At 55.8% G+C, this 21,312-nt stretch carries 2 protein-coding genes; both read left to right on the top strand.

The window, feature by feature from the left end:
* Positions 1-617: 617 nt before the first annotated feature.
* Positions 618-20,711, top strand: coding sequence for a hypothetical protein (locus ACJJIR_RS10585; RefSeq protein WP_444908343.1), 20,094 nt, complete (start codon positions 618-620; stop codon positions 20,709-20,711).
* Between the two features lie 47 nt (positions 20,712-20,758).
* The gene (locus tag ACJJIR_RS10580; RefSeq protein WP_444908342.1) at positions 20,759-21,280 is read left to right on the top strand and encodes a hypothetical protein; all 522 of its coding nucleotides are present in this window, start codon (positions 20,759-20,761) and stop codon (positions 21,278-21,280) included.
* The last annotated feature ends 32 nt before the right edge of the window (positions 21,281-21,312 follow it).

The raw sequence follows: 21,312 nt of genomic DNA, 5'->3' as shown, positions 1-21,312 counted from the left end.
GGATAGGTTACTTTTTATTCACCAGGATCGGGCTCGCCGCCTTATGGATAGCTTGGTATTAAAGGTGCACTCTATTTGTCAATATGAGGCATAACTTGTTTATGGTCGTTCGTTAACACATATCCAACAATATCAAATGTAAAAATTGTGACTGGGCACGTGTTTCGATATCGGCTCACTCTTAGTAATATTCACTCTTAGATTAGATCTCACATCTTCACGATACAAAAATTCTCTTTTGTAAATACAGTGGCGGAAGGAAGAGGCCTAGATGAGTCTGTGAGCAACTCCGATTTTGAGTGGCTTGGTTTAGTACTCATTGTAGTTATTGCATACATGGTGGCCTCAACTTTGAGTACTCACAAGCTTGGCTCTTGTACACAGGGTGAGGTGCAGTTGATAGGTGCTCACCCAGAACGGGGTTGTGTGCGCTAGATTGTACAAATTTAAATCTAACAGTCCGCATTTTGTGATGCGGTTCACATTTTGTGAATAATATAATTTTTTCCCCTGCACGATTGCCCGCTTTGTCAGGATATATATCTAAACGAAGATGAAACTGGCCGCACCTCATAAGGAGAGGCGGCCAGCACTGGCTAGATGTATTTGGAGAAGTTATGGTCGCCGTTATCAGTGGGGAAGCTCTGGGTCTGTTTAATAGCACACAGGCAGGAGTAGGTTCGGCAAGTTTTGGGCAGGGACGTGAATCCATTTATGTCAACGCCTCCACCGGCAATTTGGTACTGCGCCAGCAGGATGAATTTGTCGCGGCCTCAGGCCTGGATCTGTCATTGCTCCGCACCTACAACAGCCAGGGGCAACTGGATGGCGACAACAACGATGGCTTCCGCTTTAACTTTTCCAACCAGCTGACCAACCTGGTCGGCACCCCTAATCAGCCGGGTAGCCAGATTACGCGCATCGGCAGTGATGGGGCCGAGACCATCTACCGCTACGATGCCAGCCTGCAGGCCTATATCTCTTCTGACGGTGCCGGCGCCCACGACCAGATTCTGTTCGACAGCGGCAACAACCAGTGGGTCTGGCGCGAGGGCTCCAGTCGCGTTGAAGAAGTCTACGGCGGTATCAACGGCAACTGGAAAATGGTGGCCCGTGTCGATGCCGAAGGCCGCCAAGTCGTTTTTGGCCACAACAGCAGTGGTCTGGTGGACACGGTTACCGACGCCGCAGGCCAGACACTCGCGATTACCTATAGCGGCACTCGCGTTACCGGAGTGACTGTCAGCAGCGACGGCACCACAGAGCAGCGCCTGCACTACAGCTACGACGCCCAAGGCCGTTTGGAAGCTGTTACCGTCGACCTGTCCCCGCAGGACAGCAGTATTGCCGACGGCAATGTGTACACCACCACTTACGAATACGACGGTGATAGCACCCGCGTTGCCACGGTGCTGCAAAGTGATGGCAGCCTGATGCGCTTTTACTATACGGATGTGGACGGGCAGGGGGATTACCGTATCTCCGAAGTGCACAGCGGCCGGGTAGCCTCCAGTGGCATGGCGCTGGAGTTTGATAACAGCGACCGCCGCATCACCACCTACAGCTACGACCTGGGCAGCAATAAGACCACGATCACCCAAATCGACAACCCGGAAGCCGGTGGTGGCAGTTGGACAGGGGTGCAAACCGAACTGACGTTTGACAGCGCCGGGCGCATTACCGAGATGAAAGCCCCCGCCGACCAAAACGGCGTGCGCGAGCTGACCCAATATCGCTACGACGCCGACGGCAACCTGCTGAGTCTCACCGACCACAGTGGTGACACCACCACGTATGAATACGACAGCCGCGGCAACCAGACCCTGGTGCGCGACGCCCAGGGCAATACGGTCGAGCGCGAATACGACAGTGCCAACCAGCTGAGCAAAGAAACGGTCTACCTGCGCCCGGACCCCGATGGTGCCGGCGCCGAGCAACCCAGCGAAGCCCGGGTTACCCACTATGTCTACGACGACCAGCAGCGCCTGCGCTTTGTGGTCGGCCACGACGGCACGGTACAGGAAACCCGCTACAGCGATGCCGCACAGAATGCCGAACACGGCATACCCGCCCGCACCGTCAGCGGCATTACCTACTTACAACACGGCTACTTCGACCAGTTCGACGCCGCCAACTACAGCGAAGCGAGTACCGAAAATCCCGTCGACTTTGCCTACAGCACCCTCACCAGCTGGGTGCAAAACACCCAGAGTGATATCCAAGCCAACAGCTTGCACAACGCCACTCGCCGAAGCGACACCCGCCTGGACTTCCGCGGCCAGGTCTACAGTGTGACCGCCTACAGCGCCGTGGGCAGCGACGGCGAGGGCATTGCCGACGGCAGTGAATCCACCCAATACACCGTCTACGACGCCAACGGACAACTGCGCAGCACCGTCGACCCCCGCGGCGGCGCGCAAGATGCCAGCAGCTATAAAACCAGCTACATCTACGACGGCCTCGGCCGGCTGCTCAGCAGCACCGATGCCGAAGGACATACCAGCACCACCCTGTACAGCGACGCCCAATCACAGGTGATTAGCACCGACGCCGACGGCCTGCAGATCACCCGCAGCTACGCCACCAACGGCAGCCTGATCAGCGAAATCCGCCACGACACCACCAACGGCAATGCCACCCTCGGTGAAACCCGCTTCTTCTATGACACCCTCGGGCGTATCCGCGCCACCCAGGACGCGATCGGTGCTATCAGCCACAGCCTCTACGACGACAAAGGCCAGATGGTAGCCGTGATCAGCGCCTCCGGCGCCATCACCGAATTCCACTACGACGAAGAAGGCCGTCAGGTACAAAGCACCCACTACGCCAACCGACTCAGTAGCAGCCAATTGCAGAGTTTGTTGCAGAAAGACAACGACGGCCAAGTGATCGGTATCGATCAAAGTATTACCCTGGCAGACCTGCGCCCCACAGCGATCCCCGACAGTGATCGCAGCACTTATCAATACTACGACGACGCCGGCCAGGTTCGCTTTCTTATCGATGCCGAAGGCTACCTGAGCGAAACCCAATACAACGCCCAGGGACAGGTGCTGCGCACCACCCAGTACGATGTAAAAATACAAAATCCTCAGGGAGAAACCACAGACACCCTAGCGGCAAAGTACGCCGCCAGTAACGCCCACCTCAGCGTTACCAGCGACAGCGCCACCCAATGGTTGGACCCACAGCAGAGTTACGCCCAAGCGGATAGTCTCGGTTTTAACCAGCGCAGTATTGTCAATCAAAACGGCAGTATCGACCTCAGCCAATCTGCCACCACGCGCCCGGCGCAAAATCCCTATGTCCTGAGTGGCACCATCAATGCGCGGGTCGAAAATACGCACACAGAAACGGTGAGTGGCAGTGCCATTACTACTGCTTATACCCGTCCGCCGGTACAGCCCTATACCTATGCCAGCACGGCGATTGTGGCGGAGCAGTTTACGGATACGGATAACCGCACTTTGTCGGTTAGATCGGAAATAGAGAAAAACGATCCCTCACAGCCTTATACTTATTCGACAACGGCCCATACACGGGTTAGCGCGCCTTCTAACCAAACCAAGACGGTTTCTGTTTATCGTGAACATAGTAATGTTAATTCGACAAATAGTGCTACGAAACTAAAGGCTGGAAGTTTTACACCTAGAACAGCCTACAATGGAGGTGCCGGGCTCGATATCTTTGATTACTGGACTATCACCGTAACTGTAACTAGAACTGATGGTTCGTTACCAAGTGGATATGATGGCACTTTTTCATATGATGTTACAGCTGATTGGGCTAGGTCTATAACCTGGGATGGCAGTGTTGATTTAACTAAATATTATGGGGATAACCTGCCTGCAGGTAATTATTCGGTAAAAGTAGTAGTCGAAGAATTCCGTGACGCTGGTGTTCGTTATAAAGCGAATACATATACACAAACAAAAACTTTCAACGTTGGCACCCGAATAAAATGGACTGATCCCACTTATGGACAGTCTAAAACTACCAAGTTTTATTATAAATCAACTTCCTCTTCCAATTGGTTATCTAGGAGCTTTACCTCTAGTGGCCATACCAATACGGTAGTTTTTGATAACCCTGGTTCTGGTAATTATAATTTTCGCATTGATTACCGGAATGGTAATTATCAAGGGGGCGTACATGAAGTTGGGATGCGTGGTGAAGGCACATTCTCTACTATTGCAACTTCAAACCAGAGCTTAAGCACTTCATTTAAAGGGGTTGCCACTACAAATACTAGCAGTAACTCTTCAGTTATTAAGTATTACACAGATAGTCTTCCTTCTAATATTAAAACTATTAAGGCAGTTTCTGTAAATAAGGCGACAGGAGCTTCGTATACTGCCTATACCTACCCGCAAGATATTGAGCGTGATGGCTTTAATTGGAATGGAAAAATAAACCTTAGAACTGGTAGCAAGCTCCCAGATGGCCAATATGACATTACGCTGACGATTAACGGAGCTGTACAGTCCAAAAAAGTTTATTATGAAATTGGTAATCAATACGAATATAAAACAACGAAGATTACTTGGCCCATTTCGACTCAGCCTGGTCGCGGCTCTGTTTTCTTTAAATATCGTATAAATGGTAGTAATAGCAAGTTCACCATCGTTTCCCCTACTGGAGAAGGTGCCAATCATGTTGCAGACCTCGGTGTCATAGGTAATGTCGGTACAAAAAAAACCTATGAATACCTGATAGAGTATGTCGACGGCAACCAGATTGTGAAATCGGCTACTGGGACATTTGTTGTCGATAAGGATGGAAAAACTACAGACAGTAGCGCGGTTAATGCTTCCTTTGAGTTCGAATCTGTCCGCTATGTCGAGAAAAGTTTTTCTACAGAAATTTTAGGGTACTTTTCTGAAACGCTGGCGAGCACAATTTCCCGTGCCGATGTACGGGTTCTGGATAAGAAAAGTGGTGCTCTTGTATCTACCGCTTCGACATATCCTGCTGATTATCTTCTGTGGCTAAAAAACACTAGCCCAAATAACTATTCATATGATGGACATTTAAATTTAGATATTGATCAAGTATTGGGGTCAGGCCGTTATGAAGTGGAGGTGACTACTTATAACATTGATGGCGATGAGATCGACTCCTATACTTTCGACTACGAAATCGGCACCCAAACCGAACACCACCCCACCAGTTTCCAATGGCCGGTAAGCTCGCGCCCGGTGAGCAGTGATAAAACTATCTTTGAATATGAAGTGTCTCCCGATACCTGGCAATCCGTACCGGTATTAGAAGATGGCAATAATCTCAAAGTGATCCTCGGGGATGTAGATGACAAAGCTGATTTAGAGGGCACTTATAACTTCCGTATTCGCTACGAACAAAACGGTGTAACCGTAAAGCAAACCACAGGCAGCCCATCACTGACAGTGGGTAAAGGTGTTACCAACGACAGTAGTTTTGATTTTGAATACACCGTAGTTTCCCTGCAAAGTGGCAGTGGCCACGCTATTAGTGGTTATCCAGTTTCTATCGGCAGCGACCCCGCCCTCGATAAAATTGTTGCGCAGGTTAAAGACAGCAATGGCCAGCTGGTCTCCACTGCTGAAACTTATCCGCAACTGTTTGGCAGTTACAACGGCGAAGTCAATTTAGCGATAGGTTCTGAATTGGCTGCGGGACAGGCCTATAGCGTGACCTTAACCCTGCACTACGACGATGGTAGCAGCAGTGTGAGAGCGGCTTTCCCGGTGGAAGTGGGAGAGCAGTCAGCGCAGGATCAAATATTTCAATGGTCTGATAATTTGACCACCGCCAACTCCTCCGGGGAAAACTTTAATTTTAATAGCGTTAGCATTATTGATAACCCGAGAGAGGGGACCCAAGACGGTATCGGGTCCTACTCCATCAGTGCCAATGGCGACACACTGCGTTTTACCGGCAACGCCTGGAAAGGCATCGCTTTTGATTACACGATTACAGAAGACACCATTGTTGAGCTGGAGTTTAGAAGTGACTCAGCAGCTGAAATCCAGGGTTTCGGGTTTGATGTTGATGGGGAGTATCGGGACCAGGGTTTTGTGCAGCTAGCCGGCACACAAAATGTGTCAACGATGAACTCCACCTATAAAACGTACTCTGTCGGGGATGGCTGGGTGCGTTACCGCATCCCGGTTGGCCAATTGGGGGCGCAGTTTCTGGGTGAGCATTCAATGCTCTATTTTGCCAATGATAAAGATATAAACCGGGAGCTGGGGGATAGCAGCTTTCGTAATTTCCGCATATTTGAAGGTGGAACAGCGGCAGAGGTTACTCATTTTGAATACCGCCGGGTTGGCAGTGAGAGCTGGCAAAGCACTCTGGTCAACCAAAACGGCAGTGACTTCACTGCCAACCTGGGCTATGAACTGTCCGGCGACTATGAATACCGTATCGCCACCTACCGCGATGCCGACGGCAACGGCCTCAGCGATAACGACCGTTTATTGCGCACCCTGTCCGGCACCTTTGCCGCCAACGACAGCGGTACCGAATCCGCCAGCTGGGACCTACCCAGCTATGAGCGCAGCAGCGCCGAAGGCTATGCCCTTGAAGGCTACCTGAGCGCCGCCGAAGCGGCGGACATCGCCTACCTGGAAACCGTGGTAATCGACAACGCCACCGGTTCTCCCGTCAGCGCACAGCCGGCACAAACCTGGATCGATCCCGCCACCCTGCGCGACGGCTCCTTTGCCGGGCGCCTCAACCTGCTGGTGGGCGAGACCCTCGCCGACGGCGATTACAGCGTGCAGGTAACCCGCCACTCTATCGACGGCAGCAGCCAAGTGGATGCCACCTTCCAACAGCAGGTGGGGCGCCAGCTGCAGTCGGTGACCAACCCACAGCTGAGCCTGGGGCTGGATGAAGCCTACAGCGCCAGCGGAGTGAGTCTGTCGATCCGCCCGCTGGGAAGCGGTCAGTGGGAGACCCTGTCCCTCGACCCCGCCACCGGCACCGTGGAACTGGACAAAGATGTCCACGCCAACGGCGTGTATGAGTACCAGCTGTCCTACACCCTGGATGTGGACGGCGTCCCGGTGAGCAAGAGCGGGGTGGGGCGCTTTACCCTGGCCGCCGGCGAGAGCTATACCCAGGCACTCAGCGCAACGGCCACCGGGGTGGACCTGGCAGATGCGCGCATCGGGCGCAGCTTCTACGACGATGCCGGTCGGGTCTCCGCCACCCTGGATGCGGAGGGCTATCTCACCGAGTATCGCTACAACCGCGCCGGCCAATTGGTATCCAGTACCCGCTACGCCAACCGGGTAGCGGATTACGAGCAGAGCAGCCACTGGCTCAACAGCGGCACCTTGCAGACCCTGCGCCCCGCCGCAGATCCGGCGGCGGATCGCAGCAACTACTGGCTCTACGACGGCCAGGGCCGCGAGGTGGCGGAGATCAATGCCGAAGGCTATGTCACCGAGCACGAATACGATGTAGCCGGCAACCGGGTGAAGAGCACTCAGTACGCCACGGCTCTAGGGGATCTGGACAGCGCTTTAGCGGCAGTGGAGGGGGATCCCGCACGGCTCAGTCTGGCTGGGGTGGATTTTGTGCGTCACCGTTTTAACGACCGTGATAGCGTCGATGTCAGTCGCTGGCAGATTGCCGATAGTGATCCACCGGGGGCCACCGTTGTTAAAGTCTACGATACGGATTTACAGCGCGATGTTGTCGAAGTGTCTGGTGATGATGTTAATAATGCCTTTATTTTGCGTAAAAACTCGCAGTTTGAAAGCTGGAATATTACCGATAGCACTACCGCAAAAGCAGAACTTAAACTTTCCGGAAAAACTTTTCTCTACTACCGAATCGAAACCTCGGAAGGTGCAGCCTATGTGCAGTACAGCTCAACGGTAACCGAGCCTTATATCCACGTACACAGTTCCGGTATCTACAATTTTTATACCTTTCCATTGGATGCCAAATACCTGGACGGCAATTGGCAGACCTTTGAGCGGGATATCCAAGCAGACGTTGCTTACCTTGATCCAACGGTTACCGTAGAGGAGATCGACTGGTTTACCGTGCGCGGCAGCGGTCGCATTGGCACCGTAGAGATCCTCACCGACACCCTCGAAGCCGCGGGTACTGATATCCCAGGACAGCTGCGCCCGCAGGCCTCCGGCGCCGACCGCATCAGCGAATGGCGCTACGACGGGCGCAACCAGGTGACCCACGCCACCGATGCCTCCGGCAACACCAGCACCTTTACCTACACCGCCGGCGGCCAGCTGGCGAGCAGCCGCAGCGGCATTATGGCCAGCGGCTCGATCCTGGATAACTACCTGGACAACTACCAGGGCGACCCCACTTTCAGTGCCAACGACAGCGAGGCGCGGGATTACCAGTTTGAGTACGATGTCCAGGGCCGGGTGATCGCCGAGCGGGACCACCGGGGCCGGGTGGTGTTGAGTCACAGCTACGATGACAGCGGTCGCCGCATCAGCAGCACCGATGCCAACGGCTACACCACCCACTTTGCCTACAGTGCCGACGGCCTGCTGAAGTACAGCCTGGCACCGGTATTCAACCCCGGTAATAACAGCCTCGAGTGGCAGCTGAGCAGTTTTAGCCACAACGCCTTCGGCGAAGTGACCGGCACCCGCCAGTACGCCAGCCGCCTCAGCAATACGGCGTTTAACAACCTGGGCCTGGCCGGCGATGCCGCGACCCTGGACAACCTGGCGGCGAGCCTCGCCGATGGTGACGACACCGTCACCAGCACCGTCTACACCCAGCGCGGGTTGGTGGACAACAGCACCGATGGCGAAGGTTTTATCACTACAGCCCAGTACAACGCCTTCGGCGAGCGCACCCGCTTGAGCCAGGCGATAGATGTTGCCAACAGCCGCCAGGCAGTCACCGACTTTAGCTACAGCCGCCGCGGCGAACTGGAAACGAGCAGCGCGCAACTGAGCAGTGGTCCCTTCGCCAGTATTACTTCCAGTACGGTGTACAACGCCTTCGGCGAAGCGGTATCCAGTACCGATGCGCGGGGTTACAGCACCGACTACGCCTACGACCGCCTGGGACAGTTGCTGACCCAGACCGATGCCCTGGCGCAGCAGACCCACTTAAGCTACGACGCCTTCGGCCGGGTACTGACCCGCACCGATGCGCTGAACCGCAGCACCCGCTACGAATACGACGACGCCAACCGCAGCCAGACCGTCACCACCCCGGAGGGCGTGCAGACCCGCACCGTCAGCAATGTCCACGGCGAGACCTTCGAAGTCTCCATCAAGGTTGGAGACAGCTGGCTGCGCCAGGCGCGCTACGACTACGACACCCAGGGCAACCTGACCGACACCACCGATGCCCTCGGCAACAGCGCCCGCAGCGAGTACAACGCCGCCGGCCAACTCACCGCCAGTGTCGACGCCAGCGGCGTGCGCACCGAATTAACCTACGACCCCCAGGGCCGGGTACTGACCCGCACCCAGGACGTGGGCGGTCTCAACCTGACCACCACCCAGCGCTACGGCCACCGCTATGAGGAAACCGTGGATGCCAGCGGCAGCGCAACTCGCACCGAGTACGATAAAAATGGCCGCGTGAGCCGGGTAATTGTCGATGCCAGCAGCGATGGCTCCGGCCTTAATTTGCTGACCCAGTACCGCTACGACGGCCAGGGCAATGTGCTGGAAGTGCAGGAGGGCAGCCTCAGTGGCGGTATCGATGGCAGCGCCAGTATCAAGCGCACCACCGCCTACAGCTACGATGAGCTGGGCCGGGTACTGAGCGAGACCCTCGACCCCAATGGCCTCGCCATCACCACCCGCTACGAGTACGACCAGGCCGGCAACCGCACCGCGATGACCAATGCCCTGGGGCACAGCACCTACTTTGTCTACGACGAGCTGGGCCGTGAGCGCTATGTGTTGAGCCCGTTCTCTACGGATGCCACCTGGTACTCGGCCCTGGAAAAGAAGTATGACGCTGCCGGGCAGTTGTCAGCTATTACAGAGCACCGCAGCACTTACAATCTGCCGGAGACTCTGGATATCCCTTCAGTGGCAGCGATATATAACCTTATCGTGGATGAGGACCGCACCACCCGTTACGTCTACAACGACGACGGCCAGCTGACCCACAGCATCGACGCCCTGGGATATGTGACGGAGACGGTGTACAGCAGCACCGGGCGTGTCAGCGCCGTGATCCGCTATGCCGACAGGATAGATCCGTCCAGCGAAACTGTGGACGACCTGGTGCGCGACACCAGTAACGATCGCGAGACCCGCTACCAGTACGACGCCGCCGGCCGCCAGACCCATACCCTGCGGCTGTTCGAACAGGGTGGGGTGCAATACGCCTATGTCACCGAGAGCCTGTACAACAGCCGCGGTGAAGTGGTCGGCGAGATCGCCTACGCCCGCGCCCTGAATCTCGCCAGCGAGACCACCGCTGACCTGGATGCGCAAGCGGCGGACAATCGCCACAGCACCTTTATTTACGATGCCGCCGGCCGCCGCACCCACACCGTGGACAGCCTCGGCTATGTTACCGAGACCCGCTACGACGATAGCAACGACACCGAGACGGTGATCCGCTATGCCAACGGCATCGCTGTACCCGCCGCCAGCGGCTGGGCGGACCTCAGTGCCGCGGATCTGGCCATCAGTGCCAGCAGCCAGCACGACCAGGTGATCGTCACCCAGTACGACGCCGCCGGGCGCAAAGCCAGCCTTACTGAAAAGGTGTGGGCGGAGGGCGCCCTGCAAAATTACGTTGAGAGTTACCAGTACGACGCCCTCGGCAATCGCACCCAGATCAGCGACCCGCGAGGCTTCAAGACCTACTTCAGCTACGACGCCGCCGGCCGCCTGACCCACAAGCAGGTGCCGCGCAATACGACCCAGGGCTACCTGTCGACCTGGAGTTACGACGCCCTGGGGCAGGTGCTGAGTGAGACCCACTACAGCCAGGCCGTAGCGCAAAATGCCGACCCCAGTGCTATCAATACCAATACCCTGGCCCACGCCCAGGATCGCAGCACGCATTACACCTATATGTCCAATGGCAAGTTGCGCACTGAAACGGACAGCGCAGGGGTGGTGACCCTGCACGACTACAACGCCTTTGGAGAAATCTGGCGCACGACTGAAGCCAAGGATTTGGCTGAGCAGCGGGTCACTATCCGCGGCTTTGACCAGTTAGGTCGTCTGGTGGAGGAGACTAGCGGTCTGCCCGATAGGGACGCAAGTACGGTTAGTAACCGCCACAACCTCACAGAAGCGGAGCTGGGTGCCGACGAGCAAGTGGCCACCACTTACTTTGGTTACAACAGCTTCGGCGAACTGGAAACGCTGGTCAGCCCCCGCGGCCCCAGCTATACCAGCCAGCAGCTGCACGACCAGCTGGGGCGCAAGGTCGGTGAAATCGACGCCCGCGGCGGCAGCACCCAGACGGTACTGGACGCCTTTGGCAATATCGTCGCCACCACCGACCCCAACGGCAACACCGGGGTCTTCCTGTACGACGCCAACAACCAGCTCACCCACCAGGTGACCCCGGATGGCGCCGTTACCACCTACCGTTATGACGCCTTCGGCCAGGCCACCGACGTGCGCACCTACGCGCAGACACTGGCCGCCAGCACCGATATTGCCGCGCTCGACCGCGCCGCTTTGGAGTCTTTGCTCGGCAACTTGCAAGACCCCATTCGCGACCGCCACAGCGTTAGTGTGTACGACAACCGCGGCCAGCTGCTCACCAGCACCCAGCACGGCTACGACCTGGTCAACGGTCACGCCACCGCCAATACCGCCACCTATGAATACGACAAGGCCGGCAACCGCACCGCTGTGATCGACGCCAATGGCGCGCGCACGGATTATCACTACGATGCCCAGGGGCGGGTGATTCAGGAGACCGGCCCGGAGTACGCTGCAACGCTGACCTATCACAACACCGGCACCACCCAGGTGCGCGCTATAACCAAGTACAGCTACAACGCCTTCGATAAAACCTTCGCGGGCGATGGCTACTACTGGGATGTCAGCGCCGGGGAGGAGAAGACCTCGGCCTACGGCATCCAAAACCGCTATATGCGCTACGACCACAACGGCCAGCTGCTGGCGTTGCTGGGCCCCGCCTTTGTCGGTGCCAGCGACAGCGCCCTGGACAGCCCGGACTTCGACGGCAGCATTAGTACGGTGTGGATACGCTCGGTAACCGAGCGCCGCTACGACGCCCTCGGTCGCCTGGTGTACGAAGGCCAGCGCGGTATGCAGAATGCCAGCCTAAGTGACGACGGCAGCGCCAACGGCACCCAGCACGGCCAGGTCCAGGCAACCGCCTACAGCTACAACCGCCTGGATCAACAGGTGTACGCCCTGGATGCGGACGGCGGCCTGACCTACAGCACCTACGACGCCGCCGGCAACCTGCGCAGCGAGACCCGCTACGACCAGCGCCTCACCATTAACGACAGCGCCTGGGACGGCAGCCTCACTGGGCTCAATCTCGACAACAGTGCCGAGCACTGGCGCACCGACGCCCAGGCCCTGCAGGGCAGCGAGTCCAGCACCGGGCGCACGACCCATTACCAGTACAACGCCAACAACCTGGTGACCAAAACCGAATCCGATGCCGGAGTCTTCTTCGATCTCAACAACCTGGTGGACCCGGACTCCACCAGCGGCGACCAACAGGAACTGCAAAACGGCTTTAGCCTCGGCAGCACCCAGAGCAGCCAAGCGCTCTACGACGCCAATGGCAACGCCATTATCCAGATCGACGGCAAGGACCAGTCCAGCTTCGCGCTCTACGACAGCGCCGGCAACCGGGTACTGGAAGTGGACCGCCTCGGCTATGTCACCGAGTATCTTTACGACGGTCTCGGTCAGATCACCGCGCAGACCCGCTACGCCGACGCCCTTAACTTTAGCGGCCTCGGCGCTCCCGCCGACAACGAAGCCCGCCACGCCTGGCTCGACAACCTCTACGGTGGCAACCGCGCCGCCCTGGTGGCGAATATCGCCAGCGGCGACGAGCGCACCACCGAGTATGTGTACAGCGGCCGCGGCCTGCTGCTGGAAGAGCGCATCAAAGGCGAATCCTTCTCGCGCATCAGCAACTCCGGCACCGCCCTCAATATCACCCAGGTGAGCAGCGATCTGGTCACCCGCTACGACTACGACGGCAACGGCCAGGCCATCACCACGGTGCGCTACGACGGCGATGAGAATGCCGCAGATAGCCGCGTGGAGAGTGCCAGCTACAACGCCCGCGGCGAACAGGTGCAGATGCAAGGCGCCGAGTACACCGACTACCGCGGCCAGAGCGTGCGCGGCACAGTCAGCTACCGCTACGACCTGTTTGGCCACCGCACCGCCGAGATAGTGCACAACGACAGCGGCAACCAGGTTACCAGCCACTACTACAACATGATCGGCAAGCGGTTAGAGACCCGCGACGCGCGGGAAAACAGCGGTGACGCCAACTACGAAGGCAAGACCCGCTTCTACTTCGACGCCTTCGGCAACGCCGTCTACCAGAGCCAGACGCAGACGGATATCGACAACGCCCGGAGCCAGGTGATCACCTGGCTGCAATACGACGCTGCCGGGCGCGAAATTGCCCGCAGCAATAATGTGGATAAGACCGAGCTGGGTGGCCGGGTACAGCACGATATTGCCTACAACACCCACGGCCAGATTGTTGGTAAGGGTATTAATACCGACGTGCGCGACTCGGTGATCGGGGGCAAATACCAGGAGTACTACGTCTACGACGAACTCGGGCGGTTATTTAAAACCAACGCCGACAACGGCTCCCCGCGTATTTACCTGTACGACCAAAACGGCAATGCCTCGTTAGAAATTACCGCGATCAACAACGACAGCCTGGACGGTATCCAAACTGCGCGGCAGGCGATGAACGAACTCACCCAGAGTGAGACCCAGTGGAAGTACAGTCTGTACGACCAGGAAGACCAGCTGATTACGGTGGTGGAAGCCCCGCTGGCGACGCCCAGCGATAACGCCGACCTGGATGTAGGCTGGGATGTGGATAACGACAACTCCGAAGTAACCAATAGTGTGGACTCTGAAGCGGGCACAGATCCCACGATTACCGGTATCGGCTCCGCCAAAACAGCCACCAACAGCACTGCCACTTCCAGGGTCTGGGTCAACCTCAACAGCGGTAATATGCCGACCACCGCCGATACCGCAGTGAGTAACAAACACAGTCTGCCCGCTGAACGCGGGCAGACAACCGTGCGCAGCACCAATGTGAACTACGTGGATGGCGAAGGTAAGGGCTACGCCAGCAACTCCGGCGGCGCTACCGCTGTGGATGGCAATCTTTCCTGGGTAGATAACACCGATGAACTGTTGCACCTGAGCAGCGATGATCCACGCCTCAATTTTGAGGAACTGGGGCTCACCGCCAAACAGCAAACCGATCTCGCCGGACTGCTGGGCAGTACTAACTACCCGCTCGACGGCACCAGCCAGGGCCACCATCAAGGTTATGTCGAGCGGGATGTCCGTCACTACTACACCAGCCGTCAGGTCACTCTCGACAGCGGCCGGGAAATCACCGTGTTTACTAATCGCATTGAAGAGGAAGAGCAGCTGCACGTATTTGTGCCCCTGTTCAAAGGCAGCACCCAGTACGGCTGGCGCGAAGTGGTGATCACCACCAACGCCTACAACTACGACATCAATAGTGACTTCCTGCAGGCGGATGACAGCGCCGCAGACAGCGCTTTGGAAGATGCACAGAACAACCCGCTGCAGGTGATGCCGAGCCTGGACTGGTCGGTAGATGGCAATACCCTGAGTCTCGACAGCAGTGATGTGGCCAGTGTGTTCGGCAACAACACCAAGGTCAAAGTACTGGCGAAGAACAGCAGTGGCCAAGTGGTGATGGACAACGTCCAGTACAACTGGAGCGATGGTATGGACATCGCGCTCAACAGCAATGCGGCAGCAGTATCGCTGACATTCCTGAGCGCAGATGGACTGGTGTTGCACGCAGTGGATCTGTACAGCGATAGCGCCGACAGCCTAAATGGCAGTGTGGGCCTGCCAGGGGAAGGGGTTGGCCTTGAGCACTTGCCGGAGGTAAATAAGTTCTGGTTGTCTGCCGGTTATCAATCCTCGAAGCAGGGCAGCTCGAGCAAAACAAGCCTGGCTTACAGTGATTCGGCCAAAGTCTTAGAGACCACTTATGCCACAGAGGCGACCAAGTCTGAGAGTTACCCGGGGAAAGTGGAAGCCTATGGGGATGTAAAAGTTATTTATTCTTATGTGGGGATGCAAACAAAGCCCCCCCTTGGTGAATCCGCTGTACCGAAGATTACATTTACAGTCTCTGGGCTAAACGATGCTACCGGTGCAAAGATAAATACCAGTTTTTCCTATGATGGAGAGCGCTATTCAAAATCATTTGCCGTTACCAAGAATGGTACTTATACAGTTGAAGGTACTGAAGTTTTTGCCAATCGTCACGGCGGCTTCGGTTTAGGTGATTTACCTGAGGTAACGGTCTCCATGACCACTAATGGCCAGAACTGGGGTACCTATACAGATGATGGTACGGGTAATAGTGTTACCAAGACTTCCCCAGAGCGTGTCAAAGTCTACGATTTGCCTATCGGCACAGAGTCGATCAAATTCGTTGCCGATGGTAAAACCAAAAATGTGGATGTGCCCACCGGGCAGAGCTGGGTATACGTCGATACCTCATCGATGAATAACAGCGCGACCAGCCTGGCATTTGAACTGTGGGCCTACAGCAGCAATAGCCAGAAAGGCACGGTTCTAAACCACGCCAAGGGTAATTTTAATAACAACAGCGGCGGTACGGTGACGAATATCACTAATGCTGTGACCAAAACCCTAAAAATCAAGACCTATACTCACAGTGCCTCCTCCGAGGGTGACAGCTACACCTCCGTCTTTTACTCGCAGGTGGGCATGTACAACCGCGAGGCCATCCGTAATATCGCCTTGCAACTGACCGGTGCCGCCAACGATGAGACACTGATCGCCCACCACGCTACCTACAACGCCTTCGGCGAAACTGTGGCCTCGATCGACAACAACGGCAATGCTACCCTGTACGAGTACGACCAGCGCGGCAATGTAGCCAAAGAGCTGAAGCCGGAAGCGGACGTCTACACCGAGCAGATGACGAAGTTCCGCGCCCACACCGCCACCGAATACGGCGTCAATGCCTTCGGTGAAGTGGTGATGGAAAAGGTGGGGGCCGAAGCTGCCGCCGGTGCCAGCAGTGCCACCCGCACTGCAATTACCAACTACAACACCCAACACCAGCAAGTGCGTCTGCAGGACTATGAAGCGGGTCTGCTGATTGCCAGCCAGGACGGAATAGGGGATTACGATACCCAAGCTTACGACCAGGCCGGCAACCTCAAGGGCAGCAGCCAGCGGGTGTATTACGCCAATGAGCGCGGCAGCGGCACCGGTTCACTTTACTACCAGGTGGCCTACCACTACGACGCCAACAACCAACTGGTGCGAATGAATCGCTTCCAGGATAACTCCCTGGCGATCGACTATGGCTATAGCGCCTCCAATCGTTACGACGAGTGGGACTACGACGAGTTTGGCAACCGCATCCGCCACCGCAATGCCCTCTACGACGATACCAATTATGTGTTGAATGCCAGCTTTAACAGCAGCGGTAACGCCACGGCCAGTGGCAAGGTAGACCAGGAGACCTACCGCTACGACGGCATGGGCCGGGTACTGCAGTACAAGAGCTATAACGGCAAGATCACCGATTACGCCTACGCCTGGAGCGACTCGGTGAGTCGCAATGTACTGGCCGCTACCGGCCAGCAGGCCCAGGGCGCCGCCGATGAAGTACAGCTGGGTGGCTATATCACTTCTATCGCCAAGTCCGGTATGGGCGGCGCCGTGGACACCGATTGGAACCAGTCCTCCCACGAGGATGTACTCAGCGACGCGGTCGACTACTTCGGCAAAGCCGTCTGGCACGATGACCTCGGCGGCCACCGTATCGAATACGCCTACAACTACGCCGGCTGGCTATCGCGCCAGACCGGCAATACCGCCCTGAGTGGCGACGGCACCTGGGAGGCGCGCAACAACCAGGATATTCGCTACACCTACTACCACAACGGCAACCTGTTCCGCACCTACGACTACGGCAATAACGGCCTCGCCGATGGCGACCAGACTGCCGCCAACGACGGTGTCGCCCCCGCCGTTACCGAATACCGCTACGACAAAGCGGGCAATCGCACCGGCGAGCTCTACTACCGCTCCAACGACCTGTACAACAACCTCGGCCGCGTGGTGTACCAGCACAGCAATGCCACCTACGACGAACAGGGCCGCATCACCAATATCGAAGGCTACGACGAATACGGTAACGCCTACCAGATCGACTACACCTTCGATGTGTTTGGCAACCGCCGCAGCGTCAGTAGTGTTTACGACGGCCGCTATGTCGACAATCTCGATGGGACCATCGACGGCAAGACCCAATCGTTCTACTACACCTACGACAAAAACAACCGCTTCACCCTCACCCTCGGCGAGTTTGAAAACGGCCAGATTGTCCTGGGTAAAACCGGCACCGCGATTGCCTACAACGGCCTCGACCAGCGCTATCTCGCCAGCCGCGCCAGCGACGGCAGTATCCGCGAGAAATACGCCTACGACAGCAACGGCCGCCTCACCACCGTGCATATCGACCAGGGCAGCGGCTTTGTGCTGCGCGCCAGCCGCATCAATAACGATGCGGGGCAGGTCACCGCCTACTACGAGTACGACTCTGCCGGCAAACTGTCCAGCGCCACCGACAACTACTACAACGCCGATGGTATCCAGCTGGGTTACGCCACCACCCAGTACGATGAGAATGGTCTAGCCACCGACGAAGTCACCCGCAGCCGCAACACCTTCCTCGGTGACGGCCAGACGGTGGACACCACCATCACCAGCGCCTACCCCGAAGACGGCGCCGCCCCCACGGTAACCACGCTGTACAACACCTACGAAAAGTGGGATAGCTACAAAACCAAGTCGGTGGTAATCAGCGCCGACAACAAAGACCTGCATCCCAAGCAGCGTAAAAGTTGGGAGAACGGCGAAGCCTTCTACACCTACGACTCCAATGGCCATATCCGCCGTGTCTACGACGTAGAAGGGGAGCGCGCCATCGCCTATGTAACCGACAAGGAAGGGCGTACCCTGGTGCGCGAAGAGATCAACGACGACGGCCAGAACGACCTCGGTCGGGAAATGCGTCACTTCTACTACTTCAACGGCCACGCCGTCGGCGATGTGGGCAACGACCAGGTGCCCAGCCGCTACGACTATGTGAAAGCACTAGCCGAGGCTGAGGGAGCGGGCAACCGCCACCTTAATAGCAACGGCGACCACGTACAGGCGGTGCAGTCGGCAGACTTCGACCAGAACTACCAGCCGATCAACCCCAACTATCCCACGGCCAGCTACTCCAGCTACGAAGCCCAGGGTGGAGAAACGCTGCAGAGCATCGCCGCCACGGTGTGGGGCGACTCTAGCCTGTGGTACCTCCTGGCCGATGCCAACGGCATGAAGGGCGACGAGGTACTGACCAAAGGCCAGCGCCTCGAACTGCCGAATGTGGTCACCAATATCCACAACAACAGCGACACCTTCCGCCCGGTAGACGGTGCCCTACAGATGGGGGATACCGCCCCGACTCTGCCGGATGTGCCACCGCCACCGGCGGATGATGGAGGTTGTGGTGCGCTGGGTATGATCCTGGTGATTGTGGTTGCGGTGGTGGCCACGGTACTGACAGCAGGTGCTTTTGTTTCAGTTGCCGGTGCTAGCATCGGCAGCATGATGGCAGCGGGTGCCGGTGCTATTGCCTCAGGTACCCTGGGTTTAGGGGCTGCCTTTGTGGCGGGTGCCGTGGGCTCGATTGCCAGCCAAGCAACCGCAATCGGCCTCGGAATGCAGGAGGACTTTAGCTGGAGCGATGTCGCCATAGGCGGTCTTACTACTGTGGCAACGGTGGGCGCCGCCAGCTACCTGAATGGAATTGACAGCTTTACCAAAATGGTGGATGGGGTCTCCAAACTCAACTGGGCCGGTTCTGCCGCTTTGGGAGCCAGTACTGCGGTCAGCAGTTACGGTATTAACAAAGCGTTTAATAAGGATGTGAGCTTTAGCTGGCGCAACGTGGCGACTTCTGCGGTTGCTTCTGGAGTTGCCTCAGGCCTGAGTGATGGTTTCTCCCAAACCAGTGAAGCCGGTGTGCTGAGTGAAGTATTGCAGAGCGGCAGCAGCTTTGGTGCGGATGTAGGCCGGGAGCTCACAGGAGCCCTGATCAACGAGTCAGTGCAGAGTGCTATCTGGGGCGACAGTTTTGACTGGGGTGGGGTGGCAATTGCCACTGCTGCAGGAGTCGCTCAAAGTTCGATCAAGCGCTTAGGCGGTGATGGTGAGCCGGTTGCCGGCGGCGGTCTGGATGCGGCTTCTGTTACTGGTGGCGAAAAAGCCAGTGCTAGAGAGCGCGAGTTACAGGAGCGCGTTGATGCACACGTAACAACAATTACGGGTTATCAAGGGCGCGAAGGTGATCTTGAAACTGTACAGGTTATTGCTAGCCGAAGTGATATTTGGGGCAGTGAGAGGGACTACTGGTCTAACAGTTCGGTGATCCAGCGGAATACGCAGGTGATGATGCATTCGGCGCAATTTAATGCTGTGCTGGATGCGAAAACTGCGCAACGTAGTGCACAGATAGCCGCTCAGCAAGACTACGCTGAGCTGAGTTTTGCAGAGCAATATCAACTGGCGACTCCTACAAATACATGGACCGATGCTGGTTTGATTGCACCTGGTGGGACTGATTTTTCTGATGAGATATCTAATTTAGAGAGTTACATAGGCTCAGTTGATACTTTTGGAGGGCAAGAGGTATTAATAGATGAGCCAAATATTTTTGGATATGTACATGGAAAGTTAGAGCAAAGTGTAACTGGACTTGAGAATTGGCTTGATGAATACAATCAGCCAGGCTCTATTTCTATGGGTGGATCAGCTGATTTTCAATTTTTGAAAATTGCTTCGAATGTTGGAGGAATGTTTGGGTTGGACTCAAATGGAAAATTCTTTGTTTCTACGGGCCTTGAATATGGTGCGGCATTAAATAGTATTGGTTTTGCCGCTGGTGCAGAGGTTAATATTGCCCTAGCTGATTTGGAATTCGAAGGTTATGCAGCAAAAGGTGGAGAGGCATTAATCACTAGTGCTGAGTGGGGTGTTAAAGACGAGTTGACCAAAAAAATCTTAGGGGAAAAAATTGGGAAGCTGCTGAAAGGAAAAGGATTAGATGGGGTGGTGGGGTATGAGCATAGTATTCTGCAGGGGAGGGATTATGAGGGCGGCCCTCTTAAAGCTATGGGGCGTGCTGATGCGATAACGGTTGGAGTATCCGGAGGATTCACTTTTGAAGATGATTCAAAAAGTAATGATAAGTTAAAAAATAGATTCGGCGATCTAGTTCCAGATCTTGATATAACTAAGCAGCATGTACCATGGGCAGCAAGTACTGACAATACATTGATAGGTAAGGCCGTCTACGCACTGGCTATACAAACACCTAAAAATATTATCGAAAGTTGGACAATAAAAGATGCGGTAAAAAATATGATGGGAGTTGATGGCGGAGAATGGGCGTGGAAATAAGCAGTTACGAAAGTTACTTGGTAAGTCGTAGTGTTTGGGTGATAGTAATGGCTGCAGTTGCAGCTATTACTTTGTCGTGTTTTCTGTACTTTTTTTTTGTTCAGTCTAAATCGGATAGGCTCTGGGAGCTTTGGCCGGTAAAGTTTTTAATTGGTGTTCTTGGGGCTTTAACTACGCTGTTTTTTGTGATTCTGATCGTTGATTATTTTTCGGTAAATCATTACAGGGACCTACTCAAACTGAGAGCAGGTGAAGTTCGATACACAGAGGGTATTCCGCATTACAGTACAATTCCATTTTCTAGAAAGTCTCCTGACGGACCTCAGATGGTTGTTGCTAGTCTTGGTGGGGTATTCTTTTCCGTATACAGATCGCCCCCCCCTTGTATAAATAATAGGCTCAGTTCTAGAGGGAAATCCTCTCTCTTGTTGAAGGATACAACTATTTATAGAGCTTGGTACGTTGAACGAAAGAGAGATGGGCCCTTTAAAGACTTGCAAGGTTTTGAAGCATGTTTGATCAAACTTGATATTATCGACAATCAATCATCTAGGACACCCACAGATTAGAGAGGAAGAACAATCTAGGACACCCATCTCTG

This window comes from Microbulbifer maximicatervae (SeqCode) (genome assembly GCF_052467385.1).
The sequence above is the reverse complement of the archived record's forward strand: the minus strand, read 5'-3'. Positions and strand labels throughout refer to the sequence as shown.